Here is a 13,749-nt window from a genome sequence, read left to right as displayed (position 1 = left end):
CGCGCTGCGGGCCTACCCTGCCGCCAGGACCGCTTCGAGCCCGGACGCCTGGGTCCGCCAGTCGGTCACGTTCGGCGTCGTCCCGGTCCAGCGCTGGCCGATCCGGTTCAGCGGGTCGCGGTCGGCCGCCCACAGCGTGTCCGCCTGCTTCTGCGCGAACGCGCGGTAGGTGGCCGAACCGGTCGCCGTGGCGAGATCGCCGAAGTAGCGCAGGAAGACGCCCTTGAACTGCTTCTGGTTGTCGTCGCAGGAACTCGTGCCGGTGTCGCAGGACTCGACGAGCACGCCGCCGGAGGTGAGCCGCGCCATCGCCGCGTCCGCGAGCCGCTTCGCCGCGTCCAAATAGGACTGGACGCCGCTGCCGCGCCACAGCTCCAGCAGGCCGCCGATGCCGAGGCCCTGGTTGTACGTCCAGACGGTCTGGCCGTTGTTGGCGCACGACGACGTCAGGCCGTCGTTCACCAGGCCGGCGGAGTTGATCAGCCCGCTGTTCAGGTACCAGTCGCCCGCGGTCCGGGCCCGCCCGCTCCAGACTGTGTCGCCCGAGAGTCGCAGGTGCAGCGAGGCGGTCAGTCGCAGGTACAACCCCGCCGTGACGGCGTTCTTGTACGTCCGCTCGCGGTTCCACCAGACCCCGCCGCCGCAGCTGCCGGTGTCCCAGAACCCGGTGACGTAGTTGGCGATCGTCGTCGCCTCGGTGAGGTAGCGCGGGTCGTGCGTGCGGTCGTAGACGGCGATCCAGGCCAGGCCCCACCACGCGCTGTCGTCGACGGCCCGGCTGACGAAGTCCCCATCGATCGCGTCGGAACTCCTTGCTCCGGCGGGGAAAGCGACGCGGTTGACGTCGAAGGTGCGGGCCAGCGCGGCGTCGAACCCGCCCGCGTCGGCCACCGCCGTCACCGCGACCGCCGAGTTCCACCAGCTCGACGGCCACCACGCGGGGTACGGCTCGTAGGACCACATGAGCGCGTCGAGCGCGCCGGCGGCCCGGGTCGTCGCGGGACGCGCCCAGGCCGTGCAGCTTCCTTGCGCGTGCGTGGCTTCGCGGCCGCACGCGCGGACCGCGCCGCCGTAGAGCCGGCCACGCGGGTCCCGCGTCGCGAACGCCGTGGTGTGCGTGCCGGTCGCGCCCGGCGCGACGCTCGTGCGGCCCAGCGAGGAGCCGTCCGGCCAGCTCGCGCCGGCGTCCCAGGAGCGGTCGAGCCAGATCTCGTCGCCGGCACCGCCGGCTTCGATCCCGGCCCACGCCAGGCCCCGGCCGTCGAAGTGGAGCCGGATCGTGCGGCCGAAGAGCGTCGTCGGGGCCACCGGCTGGCTGTCCCCGGTGCCCGGCGCGGTGCGGTCGCACGCCGCGTCGCAGACGTCCGGGTAGATCCACGCGGTGCACGCGACGCCCTGCGCGTCCCCGCACGCCCGGACCAGCCCGCGGCGGTGGTTCGCCGGGTCGGTGAGGTTGTACATGAGCGTGCGGGTGCCGGTCCACGTGCCGGGGATGCTCGCCTTGCCCAGCAGGCCTTCCCAGCCGGCACCGCCGTCCCAGGACCGGTCGAGCCAGACGGCGTCGCCGGCGACGCCGTTGTCGATGCTCGCCCACGCCATGCCGTCGGGGTCGGAGGCGTGCAGCCGCACCACGCGGCCGTTGATCACCAGGTCGGGCAAGGGAAAGCTCTCCCGCGCGGCCCGCGACGGATCGAGCGTGTCGCACGACGTCACGCACACCGCCGTGGCCGCGGCGGCGGGCCGGAGGGACGTCGGAACCAGGGAACCGAGGACGAGCAGCAGCACGAGCAATGTCCGCATCGACATCCCTCTCCACGCACCGGGGTGCGCTCCAGGATAGGAACTCCGGCCGCGGTTCTGAAGGATTTCCCCCGGTTCTGGCTTGTTCCGGACAAAGATTCGCGACCGCGGAAAATGAGTGGTGCGGCCCGGCCGGACGGAGTTGGCTGGCCGCCGTGGCCGACATCAGCGGTAGCTGCGAAGACCGGTTCAGCGAAGTGCAGGACGTCTTGGCGGCGTCGCTCGCCACCGACGACGTGGGTGCGTCGGTCGCCGTGTTCGTGGACGGCGAGCCGGTGGTCGACCTGTGGGGCGGCTACCTCGACACCGCGCGCACGGTGCCGTGGGAACGCGACACCATCACCACCGTCTGGTCCACCACCAAGACGATGACCGCGTTGTGCGCACTGGTCCTGGCCGACCGCGGCGACCTCGACCTCGACGCGCCGGTCGCGCGGTACTGGCCCGAGTTCTCGGCCGCGGGCAAGGAATCCGTGCGGGTCCGGCACCTGCTCGGGCACACCGCGGGCCTGCCGGACTTCGACGGCCCGATCACGGTCGAGGACCTCTTCGACTGGCCGGGCGTGACGGCACGGCTGGCCGCGCAGGCTCCGGCGTGGGAGCCCGGTACCGCCGGCGGCTACCACTCGGTCACCTTCGGGTTCCTGGTCGGCGAAGTCGTCCGCCGCGTCACCGGGCGCAGCCTCGGCACGTTCTTCGCCGAAGAGGTGGCCGGCCCGCTGGGCGCGGACTTCCACATCGGGCTCGCCGCCGAGCACGACCACCGCGTCGCCCCGCTGATCGCCGACCCGCAGGGTGACAAGCCGCCGGGCTTCCTCGTCGGCGTCTCGGATTCCCGCACCGAGGCCTGGCGGCGTGCGGAAGTGCCGGCCATCAACGGCTTCGGCAACGCCCGCTCGGTCGCCGCCGTGCAGTCGGTGCTGGCGTGCGAAGGAGTTTCCGGCGGCGTACGGCTGTTGTCGCCGGCCGGGGCCGAACGGGTCTTCGAAGAGCAGTTCCACGGCGAAGACCGCGTCCTCGGCGCGCCGATGCGCTACGGCCTGGGCTTCCGGGTGGAGAACCGGACGTGCACGTGGGGCGGCTGGGGTGGCTCGATCGTCCTGGCCGACGCGGACCACCGCCTGGCCGTGTCGTACGTGATGAACCAGGCACTCTGGGACGACGGATACAGCCGCGGGCTGGGCGTCGTGCTGGCCGCCTACGAAGCGATCACGGCCTAGCGTTCCGGCGGCAACAGGCGCGGCAGGAAGCGCAACATGAGTGCCGACCACACCACGTGCGTCAGCAGGGGTGCCTGCACCCCGCCGGACCGGCCGCGCTGCACGGTGAAGAGCGTCCCCATCACCGCCGATGCCAGTACCAGCGCCGGGTTTCGGGTCGCCGTCGTCGAAAGGACGTACATCGCGGTCGCCCGGCGGGCGCCGAACGCGTCGTACAGCGCGCCGCGGAAGAAGACTTCCTCCGCCGCGCCCGTCACGAGCGCGGTCGCCACCACCGACGGCGTCGAACCGCGGTGGGCGTGGGAAAGCACGCCGGTGATCGCGCGCCGCAGCGGCGGGACGTGGCGGGCCACCAGCGCGCAGCCGTAGAACACGCCGAACGCGCCGGCCCCGGCCAGGACCGGCTGCACGACGTCGCGGCGGCCCCGGGGCACCGGTCCGGCGCCGGCGAACCACGTCGCCGCGACCGACGCCGTGAGCACCGGGAACCGGCGCGACCCCGGCGGGCTGGCCAGCGACGCGCCGAGCAGCACGGACCCGGCGGCCGTCACCCCGGCGAGGAGCGCCTTCTTCACGCGGACCGCCTGCTCTTCGCCCGCTCGCCCAGCGCCTGCAGCACGGCTTCGTCGTAGCCCATCGGCTCGAACTCGACGATCCGGCGGATCGCGTCGTCGCGCACGACGACCTCGTTCGTCATCGAGTCGATCAGCGCCCGTCCGGTGGTGACGTCGATGTCGGTGACCAGCGAAAGCCAGTACGACGACAGCCGGGGCGAAAGCAGCGGCACCGGCACGATCACCAGCGGCCGCCCCTCGATCGCCGCGACCCGCTGCAGCATGTCCCGGTAGGCCAGTACCTCCGGGCCGCCGATCTCGAACGTCCGGCCTTCCGCCTCCGGGTGGTCGAGGACGCCGGCCAGGTACCGGACGACGTCGGCGATGGCGATCGGCTGGGTGCGCGTGCCGACCCAGCGCGGCGTGACCATCGCCGGCAGGTGCTCCACCAGCTGGCGGGTCAGCTCCCACGACGTCCCGCCGTGCCCGATGACGATCCCGGCGCGCAGCACGGTCACCGGCACCCCGGTCTCCCCCAGCAGCCGCTCGACCTCGCGTCGGCTGGCCAGGTGCTCCGACAGCGTGTCGTCGTCGTCCCCGAGGCCGCCGAGGTAGACGATCCGGCGCACGCCCGCGTCCGACGCCGCCCGGGCGAACGCGCGGGCCGCGTCGGCGTCGCGGCGCGTGAAGTCCGCGCTGTCGAGCGAGTGCACCAGGTAATAGGCGGCTTCGGCATCCTCGAGCGCGTCACGCAGGGAGCCGACGTCGGCGACGTCGCCGCGGACGGGCGTCCCGGCGCCGTCGTACTTCGCGGGGTGGCGGGTCATCGCGAGGACCTCGTGCCCCGCTTCCGCCAGCGCCGGGCACAACCGGCTGCCGACGAACCCCGAAGCCCCGGCCACCAGTACGCGCATTCCACCGACGGTAGCCGGGACGGCCCCGGCCCGCAGGTCATCCGCGGCGGGTCCGCCCGGCGAAGCAGACCGCGGCGACGACGCCCGCGCAGCCGACGAGCTGCAGCACGCTCGGCGTCTCTCCCAGCAGGCCGATGCCCAGCAGCACCGCGCCGACCGGCTGCAGCAACATCAGCGTCGCGCCGGTGGTGGCCGGCATCCGGGGCAGTGCCGCGGAGATGAGGATCCAGCCGATCAGCTGACCCACGACGGCGAGCGCGACCAGCCAGCCGAACGTCTCCAGGCCCGGGCTCAGGTCGAGCGTGCCGCTCGGGACACCGAGCACGACGGCGACGACGCCCGCGGAGGCCGTCGCCAGCACCAGCGACTGCGCCTGCGCGCCCGCGCCGCCGCTGAGCCGGATCAGGAAGAGGTAACCGGCGTACCCCGCACCGGCAAGCATCGCGAACACGGCTCCGGTGACCGGGTCCGGGCCGAACGAGCCGCTCCCGGCGAAGCCACCGGCGAGCACGATGCCGCCGAGCAGCACGGGCACGGCGAAGAGGAACCGCTTCGCCGGGCGCTCCCGGAAGAACGCGAACGCCAGCAGCGGCACGATGACCACCTGGACGGCGAGCAGCACGGTCGCGATGCCGGCGCCGATCCGCGGAATCGCCTCGCCCCACAGCACGAAGTCCAGGCCGAGGCCGGTGCCGGCCAGCAGCGGGAGGAGCACGCGGGGCGCCGGCCCCGACTTCCGCCGTTCCCGGGCGGCGAGCGCGAGCAGCACCGGCAGGGCCAGCAGGCACCGCCAGAACGCGCTCGTGCTGCCGCTGGCGTGCGAGACCTTGATGAAGACCGACGACAGGGAGATGCAGAAGCTGCCGAGCGCGGCCAGCAGGCGCGGGTCGAAGCGCTCGGTGAACGGCGCGGTCGTGGAACGGGGCTCGGTCGTGGTCACGCCTCCAGCGTGCGGGTCACGACTGTCAAGGACAAGCGAATGTTTCTGCGGGAAACCCGGTAGTATCGCTACTGTGTTCGGACTCGAGCGGATGCGTGCGCTGCACGCCGTCGCCACCCAGGGCTCGGTCGCTGCGGCGGCTGCGTCCCTGCACGTCACGCCGTCGGGGGTGTCGCAGCAGCTGGCGAAGCTGGAACGGGAGGCCGGGCAGCGGCTGCTGGAGCCGCGCGGCCGTGGTGTCCGGCTGACCAAGGCGGGCCAGGTGCTGGCCGGGCACGCCGAGCGGATCCTGGCGCAGGTGGCCGAGGCGAAAGCGGACCTGGACCTGCTGCGCGAGGACGTCATCGGGCCGCTGCGGGTCGGCGCGATCCCGACGACGGTGCACGCGCTGCTGCCGCCCGCGCTGGCGACGCTCGCGGCGCAGCACCCGCGGCTGGCCGTGACCCTGCACGAAGGCGAGGCGGAGCAGACGATGCCCCGCGTGCTGGCCGGCGACCTCGACGTCGCGGTGCTGGAGAGCTGGGCGGACCGCCCGACGGTGCTCCCGCCCGCGACGACGCGGATCGCGTTGTTCTCCGACGTCGCCGACCTCGCACTGCCCGCCGGGCACCGCCTCGCGCACCGCAAGACGGTCGATCTGTCCGAAGTGGACGATCTGCCGTGGATCGGCTGGAGCGCCGGATCGGGCTGCTACGAGTGGCTGGTGCAGGTGCTGCGCAAGCAACGCCTCGAGCCGCGGATCAGCTGCACGGTCGGCGCGTACCCGACGCAGCTGGCGCTGGTGGCGGGCAACGTCGGCGCCGCGCTGGTGCCGCGCCTGGCCCGGGAGCAGCAACCCGAGGGCGTCCGGATCCTGGCGACGCGCCCGGCGCTGACCCGGACCATCTACGCGATCTGCCGGGCGGGCGAAGAGGATCGCGGTGCGGTGCGCGCGTGCCTCGACGCCCTCAGGGCCGCCTCCGCGCGGTTCGAAAGCGCGGGGCGGCCCCTCGGCTGAAGCGGAACCTGATCAGCAGGCGACCTGCAGCTGGAACGGGTAGTCGGCCAGCCCGCCGCCGGGGTTCTTCGTCTCGACGTAGACGCCGTTCGGGCTGCTGTGCCCACCGGCGGTGAAGACGAGACCCGGGGAGTAGACGAGGTTCCTGCCGGGGTCCGCCACCGTCGCGACGTACGAGCAGCCGGCGACGTTCCGGTCGAACGTCGCTTCGTAACGCCCGACGCCGAGGCGGGTGAACGCGGTGACGCCGCTGCCCCGGACGAAGTTGCCCGAGTAGTCGCTCGCCACCGTCAGCCCGCCGCACTGGACCTGCAACTGGAACGGATAGTCGGCCAACCCGGCACCGAGGTTCTTCGTCTCCACGTACACGCCGTTGACACTGTTGTGCCCACCGGCCGTGAACACCAGACCCGGGTTGTAGACCAGGCCGTTGCCGGGATCCGCGACGGTCGCGGCGAAGGTGCACCCGCTCACGTCCTGGTTGAACGTGGCTTCGTAGCGCCCCGGCCCGAGCCGCGTCATGCCCGTGACGCCACCGCCCCGGACGAAGTTGCCCGAGTAGTTGGTCGCCACCCACAGGCCACCGCACTGGACCTGCAGCTGGAACGGGTAGTCAGCCAGCCCCGCACCCAGGTTCTTCGTCTCCACGTACACGCCGTTGACACTGCTGTGCCCACCGGCCGTGAACACCAGACCCGGGTTGTAGACCAGGCCGTTCCCGGGATCCGCCACCGTCGCCACGTACGAACAGCCCGCGACGTTCCGGTCGAACGTCACCTCGTACCGGCCGGTGCCCAGCTTCGTGTACGACGTGACCCCGCCGCCCCGGACGAAGTTGCCCGAGTAGTCGGTGACGACCCACTGCCCCGACGACGCCGCGGGCGCCGCCTCGGCCACCGGGACGACCGCGCAGAGCGCCGCGGCGAGACCGCTCACGACGATCCCGAGCCCGCGTGCCCATCTCTTTCCTGACCACACCACCATGTTCTCCCCTGTCCGTGTCCGGTATGACGGCCTTCAGCGTGCGGGCCGCGGGCGTGCTGCGGCAGTGCGCTGCGGACGGTCCGGCGGGCAGCGAAGACTGCGCGTTGGGGAGGTATCAAGGACGTCTGTCTATTGTGGACCGAGCCGTTCGACCATCTCGGCCACCAGCTTCCCCGGCCGCCGGTGGTGCACCAGGAAGATGTCCCGCGCGGGCCGGGCGTCGGCGGCGTCACGAACCTCGATCCGCGCCTGCCCCACCCGGTCGAGCACGCTCTCCGGCACGAACGCGACGCCGAGGCCGGCCTCGACCAGCGCCAGGATCACCTGGTAATCCCGGGTTTCGTAGGCGACGCCGAGGGTGACGCCGGCGGCGTCGGCGAGTTGGTCGAGGCAGGCGCGGTTGGGCACGCCCGGGCTGCCGGAGATCCAGTCCTCCCCCGCCAGGGCCCGCAGCGTCAGCCGGCGGACGCGGGCTTTCGGGTGTCCTTCGGGCAGGATCAGCCGGAACCGCTCCGAGCGCAGCAGCGAACGGGTCAGCCCGCGCGGGTCGGGCAGCAGCGCGCCCGGATAGCGGTGGGTGATCAGCAGGTCGAGGTCGCGCGAGCTCACCAGCCCGTACCCGTCGGGCGGTTCGAGGTCCAGCAGCCGCAGCGCGACGGCGGGGTGGTCGCGGCGGAACTCGGCGAGCGCGGCGGGCACGAGCGTCCTGCCCGCGCTCGCGAACGTGCCGACGGTGAGCTGCGCCGGCTCCTCGCCGAGCAGGGCGCGGACCGTCCGCTCGGCGGTGCGCAGCTCCCCGACGATGGTCTCCGCGTGGCTCAGCAGGGCCGCCCCGACCGGGGTCAGGGTGACGCCACGCGGGTTGCGGTGCAGCAGGGGCGCGCCGACGTCGCGTTCGAGCTTGGCCAGCTGCTGCGACACGGCGGACGGCGTGAAGGACAGCCGCTGGGCCGCCCCGGCGATCGATCCGGCGTGCGCGACCTCGGCGAGCAGGGCCAGGCGGTGGGCGTCGAGCACGGGACCTCCATAAGCATCGCTAAGGCCAGCGTAGAAGACGTCGCTGGTGCTTATGGCTCTCGCCGCGCATGCTGAGGCCCATGATCGGAACTTCGGACGTCGAACAGGCCGCAGCACGGATCGAGGGCCGGGTCCGGCGGACGCCGGTCTTCGCCGACGACGGCGTGTGGTTCAAGCTCGAGCAGCTGCAGCACACCGGCTCGTTCAAGGCCCGCGGCGCGTTCAACCGGATCATCGCCGCGGGCGAGCTGTCGGCGGCCGGGGTGGTGGCCGCCTCGGGCGGCAACGCCGGGCTCGCGGTCGCCTACGCCGCGCGGGAGTTCGAGGTCGCCGCGCGGGTCTACGTCCCGGCGAACGCGCCCGCGGTCAAGGTGGCGAAGCTGCGGCAGCTGGGCGCGGCGGTCGAGCTGGTCGGCACCAAGTACGCGGACGCCTACGACGCCGCGGTGAAGGACGCGGCGGACCGCGGCGCGCTCTTCTGCCACGCCTACGACCAGCCGGAGATCTGCGCCGGCCAGGGCACGGCCGGCCTCGAGCTGCTGGCCGACGTCGACGGACTGGACACGATCCTGGTCGCGGTCGGCGGTGGCGGGCTGCTGGCCGGCATCGCGGCCGCGGTCGAAGGCCGGGCACGGGTGATCGGCGTCGAACCGCGCACGGCGCCGACGCTGAACGCGGCCCTGGCCGCGGGTGAACCGGTCGCGGTCGAGGTGTCCGGCGTCGCCGCGGACTCCTTGGGCGCGTCCCGGCTCGGCGACATCGCGTTCGCCGTCGCGACCCGGACGGGCGTGGGATCGGTGCTGGTGGACGACGCCGCGATCGTCGAGGCGCGGGCGGCGCTGTGGGACCGCTACCGCCTGGCTGTCGAGCCCGGCGGCGCGACGGCCTTCGCGGCGCTGCGCACCGGCGCCTACCGCCCGGCGCCGGGCGAACGCGTCGCCGTGCTGCTCTGCGGCGCGAACACCGACCCGGCGACGCTCACTTCCCCGACAGCCGCGCCACCAGCGGCGCGAACTCTTCGATGAAGGCGCTGTTGACGGTGATGTAGGAGATGCCGAGTTCCTCGCGCCGCCGCTCCAGCTCGCCGGCCATGTCGTCGAGGCTGCCGCGGATCATGGTCAGCGAGTCGTGCTCGATGAGCGTCTCGGCATCGACGCCGATGAACCCTCGGATCCACGGCGGCACCTGCTCACCGACGACGAAGATGTTCAACGCCAGCTCGACGTCCCGCTCCCCGGCCGCGTCACGGATCTCGCCGATGTAGCCGGCCATCTCGTCCCGGCTGGTCAGCACCCCACCGGCGAGCGTGACGATGTCGGCTTTCGCCCCGGCGAGCCGACGCGCCTTCGGCCCACCGGCGGCGATCAACACGGGGGTGTGCCCGTCGCCGTCAAGCCGCCGGACGTGGTCGATGGTCTCGGAGATGGAGTCGAGCCGTTCCTGACCCGAGCCATAGGGCAGCCCCAGCTCTTCGGCCTGCTGCCGCATGGTCGGCAGCCCGGTGCCGAGCCCGAGTTCGAACCGGTTCCCGGTCACGACGGAGAGACTGTGCGACTCCCAGGCCGCGGCCCGCGAGGTCCGCAGCGGACTGGCGAGGACGAAGGAGCCGACCCGCAGCTCAGTGGTCACGGCAGCGGCCGCCGCGAGCGCGGCGGTGGGCGTCGGCATGGTGAGGTTGTCGGGACAGAGCAGGGTGGAGTAGCCGAGCTCTTCGGCGCGTCGGGCGGTGGCCAGCCATTTCGCGCCCCCTTCGGCCGCAGTCGCGACCACGCCGAACCGGAACGGTTTCTTGGCCATCGAAGAACCCCCAAGGTGTGAGTGGTACTTCGATCAAACCACCGCGGCGGGCGGTGGTGCCAGTGCGGATCGCCGGAGGAACGACCACGAGAGGACATGGCGCGGGTACGGACTGCGAAGTCTGCGCGCACTAGGCTGGGGCCGTCCGGGCCCTGGGTGCCGCTCGCCACGGCAGGGATCGGGGTGCCGTCAGGTGATCATCAAGAGCCACGCCAGACTCACCGCCGCGTGGGGAACCGGGGCTCTCGCACCGAACGAGAAAGGACCACAAGAAGCACCGATTTCCCACGCAACGGCGAAGCCGCATCCTGAACTCAGCCCCGCTGATACTCCTCCCAAGTCACCTTGGCCACCGAAGGCCCGTCATCGGCACCACGATTGGCAAGTCCGTTCATACCAAGGTAATAGTCCCCAGTCTGGTGCTGCGCGCCTGAAGAAAGATCCGGGTCGGAGATCGCCATGGCGTGGATGTGGTAGGCGAAGCCCTCCGCCGGCGTGCGGTACCAGGCCGCGAAGCCGACGTTGCGCAGCGCCTTCAGCAGGGTCGTCCGGGTGGCCGACGACATCCCGGACACCGAGATGTCCATCGCGCCGCCGCCGTCGTGCGTGCCGGCCGAAGCGTCGACGCCGCCGGGGTTGTACGAGCCCTGCGTGAGGCTGACCGTGATCCCGGCGATCTTCTCGGCCGCCAGCAGCATCGCCTTGGTGCGCGTGTTGATCGTGACCCCGCGGAAGGCCACGCGGCTGCCGGCGGACACCGGGGACGTCACCGTGTACCGGCCCTCGCCCAGCTTCTCCAGCGACGTCGCGCCCGGCAGGCCGGAAGCGTCGATCCCGGTGTAGCCCAACGACTTCTGGTACTGCGAGTACGCCGTGATCGTCGTGGTGCCGAAGTAGCCGTCGACGTAGTTCGCGGCCAGCAGGCCCTTCGCCTGCAGTGCCTGCTCGACCAGCAGGACGCTGTCGTGCGCGCCCGGCGTCTGGGTGTCGTCGGCGCGGCGGGGGTCGATCTGGGCCGCCTTCAGCACGGCCTCCATGTTCGCCGTGGGCAGCGCCGTCGTGGCCGCGGGCGCGGCCTGCGCCGGTACGGCCACGGCGAACGCCGCCAGCGCCGCGGAAGTCAGTGCCGTCAGGACGGCGGCCTTCGTGAACATCCCTGTCCTCCACTGGTCGGAATTCCTTGACGATCATCAGGATCACCCGGCCGGATACAAGGGCCGTACAAAGCTACCCCCGCTGCCGAGCAGCGCCCATTGATACCCTAGGGAGGTAGGGTAATTGAATGCCGTCACGATATGTAATCCCAGCCACAGCCGGCTTGGTTGCCACTGGTCCAGCCGTGTTTCTCACCGTCACGGAGAGTTGTCACCGGCCAGCCCTGGACGTTCCCGTGTTCTTTTCGTAACCTGTTCGAGATCTCGCGGCCCCCGGTCGTCGATGAGACGGCGACGCGAGATCGCCGCCGATACCCCCTGCCGGGTACCGGACCCCACCGCGTGCTCTTCCTGTTGCGGTCGAGCACGCGCCGGACACGGCGAGGCCCCCGACTCGCCCCGGTGCCCGACGGCGGCCGATCAGCAAAGGAGACCCGCGCGAGAATGCGTTCGCATCCCGTCAAGCGCGTGGTGTCAGGTGCCCTCGCCGCGGCCTCGGTGATCACTGTCGTCACCATGGCCCAGCCGACGGCCACCGCCGCCCCCATCCCCGTCCTCCAGGCCCCGCCCGCCGGGTCCGACGCCCTCGCCAAGTACCGCGACCTCGCGGGCCAGGCCGAGAAGCTCAACGAGGACCTGCTCAAGGCCCAGGACGACCTGACCGCCAAGCAGGGCCAGCTCGACAAGGCCAACGCCGACGTCACCGCCGCCAAGGACGCCGGCGCCCAGGCCACCGAGGCGAAGCAGAAGTACCAGACGCAGGTCGACAAGTTCGCCGGTGCGTCGTTCACCAGCGGCGTTCAGCTGAACAAGCTGTCGGCGCTGCTGGCCGGCACGTCGACGCAGGACTTCCTGGACCGCTCGGCGGCCCTCGAGGTCATCGCGACCGACAAGAACTCCGCGATGGACAACCTCAGCGGCGCGGCCGAGAAGGCCGCGGCTGCCGAGAAGTCGGCGACGGACGCGGCGAAGCGGGCGCAGGACGCCCGGGACGCCGCCGCCAAGCTGGCGTCGGACATCGAGGGCAAGAAGAAGAACCTCCAGGCGCAGATCGACCAGATCGAGGCGCAGAGCAAGAACCTCAGCACCGCCGACAAGGCCGCGCAGAAGGACACCGGCGGCAAGGCGCCGGTCGTCAAGGCGGCCTCCACGGCGGCGCAGAAGGCGGTCGACGCGGCGCTGAGCAAGCTGGGCAGCGCGTACGTCTGGGGCGCCACCGGGCCGAGCACGTTCGACTGCTCGGGCCTGATGCAGTGGGCCTACAAGCAGGCCGGCATCTCGCTGCCCCGGACGTCGTCGGCACAGGCGGGCTTCGGCACGCCGGTGCCGCGCGACCAGCTGCAGCCGGGCGACCTGGTCGCTTACTACTCCCCCGTGTCCCACATCGGGATGTACATCGGCGACGGCAAGATGGTGCACGCACCCACGAGCGGCGACGTCGTCAAGATCTCGCCGCTGCTGAGCGAGTACGCGGGAGCGACGCGGCCCACGGCCTGAGTTTGCGCGCTACGGGCAGGTGTGCCCCGTTCCGGGAGGTGTAGAAATCCCCGGACGGGGCACCTTCCGCGCATGGTCGACAACTACGACGCCGCCACGGTTTCGGCGGTCGGCAAGGTCACCGAAGCGCTCGAGACGATCGAGCGGGCGCGCGGGCACCTGTATTCGTTCCACCAGCTGACCGGCAGCGCGGACCTGGCGCTGGGCGAAGCCGTGGACGCCCTGGAGAAGGCCGGCCACGCGGACTGGGCGCGGCGGATCTCCGAGGAGCTGATCGGGCTGAACGTGGTACCCGATCGGTGGACGTTCCAGCTCGTCGAGGAGTACGACGACGGCTACTACAAGGCCGGTCGCGACCTCGAGCGCGCACTGCTGGAGTCCCTGACCGGCGGCCGCCGGCACCTGCACGAACAGCAGATGAAGGACGACCGGCGGACCCGCGGGCGGCCGGGCCACGAGGCGGGCGCGCCGAGCACCCCGCCGGCCGGCTCGTGACCGGCGATCGTCGGACCCCTGCGCTAGAGTCGGATTCAAGCGAACACACGTTCGATTGGAGGCGTGATGACGGACCAGGTGGAGCCCAACCCGGAGAAGGACCCGAGCGACTGGACGACCGGTGACGAGCCGATGACCGGGCCGCAGAAGTCCTACCTGCAGACGTTGGCGCAGGAGGCCGGGCAAGAGGTGCCGGACGGCTTGACGAAGGCCGAAGCGTCGGCGCGGATCGACGAGCTGCAGCGTGCGACGGGGCGGGGTAGCTGAGGGTGTGACCGTCGCGGGCTGACGGGTGGCCGGTTGCCGAGGCTGCTGGGTCCGGCCGTCGCGGGTTGACGCGTGCGGGGTTCCGGAGTGGCTGGTTGCCACGGATGCCCGGC

14 protein-coding genes are annotated in these 13,749 nt (G+C 72.1%); 6 read left to right on the top strand and 8 right to left on the bottom strand.

The genetic code is table 11. The features are described 5' to 3' along the window. Window positions 1-12: 12 nt before the first annotated feature. The gene (locus tag OG738_RS28690) at window positions 13-1,800 is read right to left on the bottom strand and encodes a glycoside hydrolase family 76 protein (protein ID WP_329045521.1); all 1,788 of its coding nucleotides are present in this window, start codon (window positions 1,798-1,800) and stop codon (window positions 13-15) included. A 155-nt stretch (window positions 1,801-1,955) separates the two neighbouring features. Between OG738_RS28690 and OG738_RS28685 the strand changes: the two genes are divergently transcribed. Beyond that, on the top strand, window positions 1,956-3,020 hold the full coding sequence (locus OG738_RS28685; RefSeq protein ID WP_329045520.1) for a serine hydrolase domain-containing protein: 1,065 nt from the start codon (window positions 1,956-1,958) through the stop codon (window positions 3,018-3,020). On the opposite strand, the gene OG738_RS28680 is transcribed toward OG738_RS28685, so the two are convergent. From OG738_RS28680 to OG738_RS28670, 3 genes are read right to left on the bottom strand one after another with little or no spacing between them, the layout of a single operon-like run. After that, a complete protein-coding gene (locus OG738_RS28680) occupies window positions 3,017-3,595 on the bottom strand; it encodes a CPBP family intramembrane glutamic endopeptidase (RefSeq protein ID WP_329045518.1) in 579 nt (192 codons plus the stop codon). The genes OG738_RS28685 and OG738_RS28680 overlap by 4 nt on opposite strands. After that, on the bottom strand, window positions 3,592-4,488 hold the full coding sequence (locus OG738_RS28675) for an NAD(P)H-binding protein (RefSeq protein WP_329045517.1): 897 nt from the start codon (window positions 4,486-4,488) through the stop codon (window positions 3,592-3,594). The genes OG738_RS28680 and OG738_RS28675 overlap by 4 nt, the downstream gene beginning before the upstream one ends. Window positions 4,489-4,525: 37 nt before the next feature. Beyond that, window positions 4,526-5,428, bottom strand: coding sequence for a DMT family transporter (locus OG738_RS28670; protein ID WP_329045516.1), 903 nt, complete (start codon window positions 5,426-5,428; stop codon window positions 4,526-4,528). A 73-nt stretch (window positions 5,429-5,501) separates the two neighbouring features. Between OG738_RS28670 and OG738_RS28665 the strand changes: the two genes are divergently transcribed. Beyond that, window positions 5,502-6,425, top strand: coding sequence for a LysR family transcriptional regulator (locus OG738_RS28665; protein ID WP_329045515.1), 924 nt, complete (start codon window positions 5,502-5,504; stop codon window positions 6,423-6,425). 12 nt (window positions 6,426-6,437) lie between these two features. Here the strand turns inward: OG738_RS28665 and OG738_RS28660 are convergent, their stop codons facing one another. Next, the gene (locus OG738_RS28660) at window positions 6,438-7,361 is read right to left on the bottom strand and encodes a hypothetical protein (RefSeq protein ID WP_329045513.1); all 924 of its coding nucleotides are present in this window, start codon (window positions 7,359-7,361) and stop codon (window positions 6,438-6,440) included. A gap of 177 nt (window positions 7,362-7,538) precedes the next feature. Continuing rightward, window positions 7,539-8,426: a LysR family transcriptional regulator gene (locus tag OG738_RS28655; protein WP_329045512.1), complete on the bottom strand. Its 888-nt coding sequence runs from the start codon at window positions 8,424-8,426 to the stop codon at window positions 7,539-7,541. Between the two features lie 80 nt (window positions 8,427-8,506). Here OG738_RS28655 and OG738_RS28650 point away from each other — a divergent pair, with 80 nt between their 5' ends. Next, a complete protein-coding gene (locus OG738_RS28650; protein WP_329045510.1) occupies window positions 8,507-9,451 on the top strand; it encodes a threonine/serine dehydratase in 945 nt (314 codons plus the stop codon). Here OG738_RS28650 and OG738_RS28645 read toward each other — a convergent pair. Beyond that, window positions 9,405-10,223: an LLM class flavin-dependent oxidoreductase gene (locus OG738_RS28645; RefSeq protein WP_329045508.1), complete on the bottom strand. Its 819-nt coding sequence runs from the start codon at window positions 10,221-10,223 to the stop codon at window positions 9,405-9,407. The genes OG738_RS28650 and OG738_RS28645 overlap by 47 nt on opposite strands. A 314-nt stretch (window positions 10,224-10,537) precedes the next feature. Further along, the gene (locus tag OG738_RS28640; RefSeq protein ID WP_329045507.1) at window positions 10,538-11,377 is read right to left on the bottom strand and encodes a peptidoglycan-binding domain-containing protein; all 840 of its coding nucleotides are present in this window, start codon (window positions 11,375-11,377) and stop codon (window positions 10,538-10,540) included. Window positions 11,378-11,821: 444 nt separating this feature from the next. Here OG738_RS28640 and OG738_RS28635 point away from each other — a divergent pair, with 444 nt between their 5' ends. From OG738_RS28635 to OG738_RS28625, 3 genes are all read left to right on the top strand, one after another. After that, the gene (locus tag OG738_RS28635; RefSeq protein ID WP_329045505.1) at window positions 11,822-12,874 is read left to right on the top strand and encodes a C40 family peptidase; all 1,053 of its coding nucleotides are present in this window, start codon (window positions 11,822-11,824) and stop codon (window positions 12,872-12,874) included. A 72-nt stretch (window positions 12,875-12,946) separates the two neighbouring features. After that, entirely contained in the window at window positions 12,947-13,369 is a 423-nt protein-coding gene (locus OG738_RS28630) for a hypothetical protein (protein WP_329045504.1), read from the top strand. A gap of 66 nt (window positions 13,370-13,435) precedes the next feature. Continuing rightward, on the top strand, window positions 13,436-13,636 hold the full coding sequence (locus OG738_RS28625; protein WP_329045502.1) for a DUF3072 domain-containing protein: 201 nt from the start codon (window positions 13,436-13,438) through the stop codon (window positions 13,634-13,636). The last annotated feature ends 113 nt before the right edge of the window (window positions 13,637-13,749 follow it).

Source organism: Amycolatopsis sp. NBC_01488, assembly GCF_036227105.1.
Taxonomy (GTDB): Bacteria; Actinomycetota; Actinomycetes; order Mycobacteriales; family Pseudonocardiaceae; genus Amycolatopsis.
This window is presented reverse-complemented; position numbering and strand designations above follow the sequence as displayed.

What these genes read in the sequence shown, in the direction of transcription:
- OG738_RS28690 (WP_329045521.1), bottom strand. Translation starts at nt 1,800, where the DNA reads ATGCGGACATTGCTCGTGCTGCTGCTCGTCCTCGGTTCCCTGGTTCCG.
- OG738_RS28675 (WP_329045517.1), bottom strand. Translation starts at nt 4,488, where the DNA reads ATGCGCGTACTGGTGGCCGGGGCTTCGGGGTTCGTCGGCAGCCGGTTG.
- OG738_RS28650 (WP_329045510.1), top strand. Translation starts at nt 8,507, where the DNA reads ATGATCGGAACTTCGGACGTCGAACAGGCCGCAGCACGGATCGAGGGC.
- OG738_RS28645 (WP_329045508.1), bottom strand. Translation starts at nt 10,223, where the DNA reads ATGGCCAAGAAACCGTTCCGGTTCGGCGTGGTCGCGACTGCGGCCGAA.
- OG738_RS28640 (WP_329045507.1), bottom strand. Translation starts at nt 11,377, where the DNA reads ATGTTCACGAAGGCCGCCGTCCTGACGGCACTGACTTCCGCGGCGCTG.
- OG738_RS28635 (WP_329045505.1), top strand. Translation starts at nt 11,822, where the DNA reads ATGCGTTCGCATCCCGTCAAGCGCGTGGTGTCAGGTGCCCTCGCCGCG.
- OG738_RS28630 (WP_329045504.1), top strand. Translation starts at nt 12,947, where the DNA reads ATGGTCGACAACTACGACGCCGCCACGGTTTCGGCGGTCGGCAAGGTC.
- OG738_RS28625 (WP_329045502.1), top strand. Translation starts at nt 13,436, where the DNA reads ATGACGGACCAGGTGGAGCCCAACCCGGAGAAGGACCCGAGCGACTGG.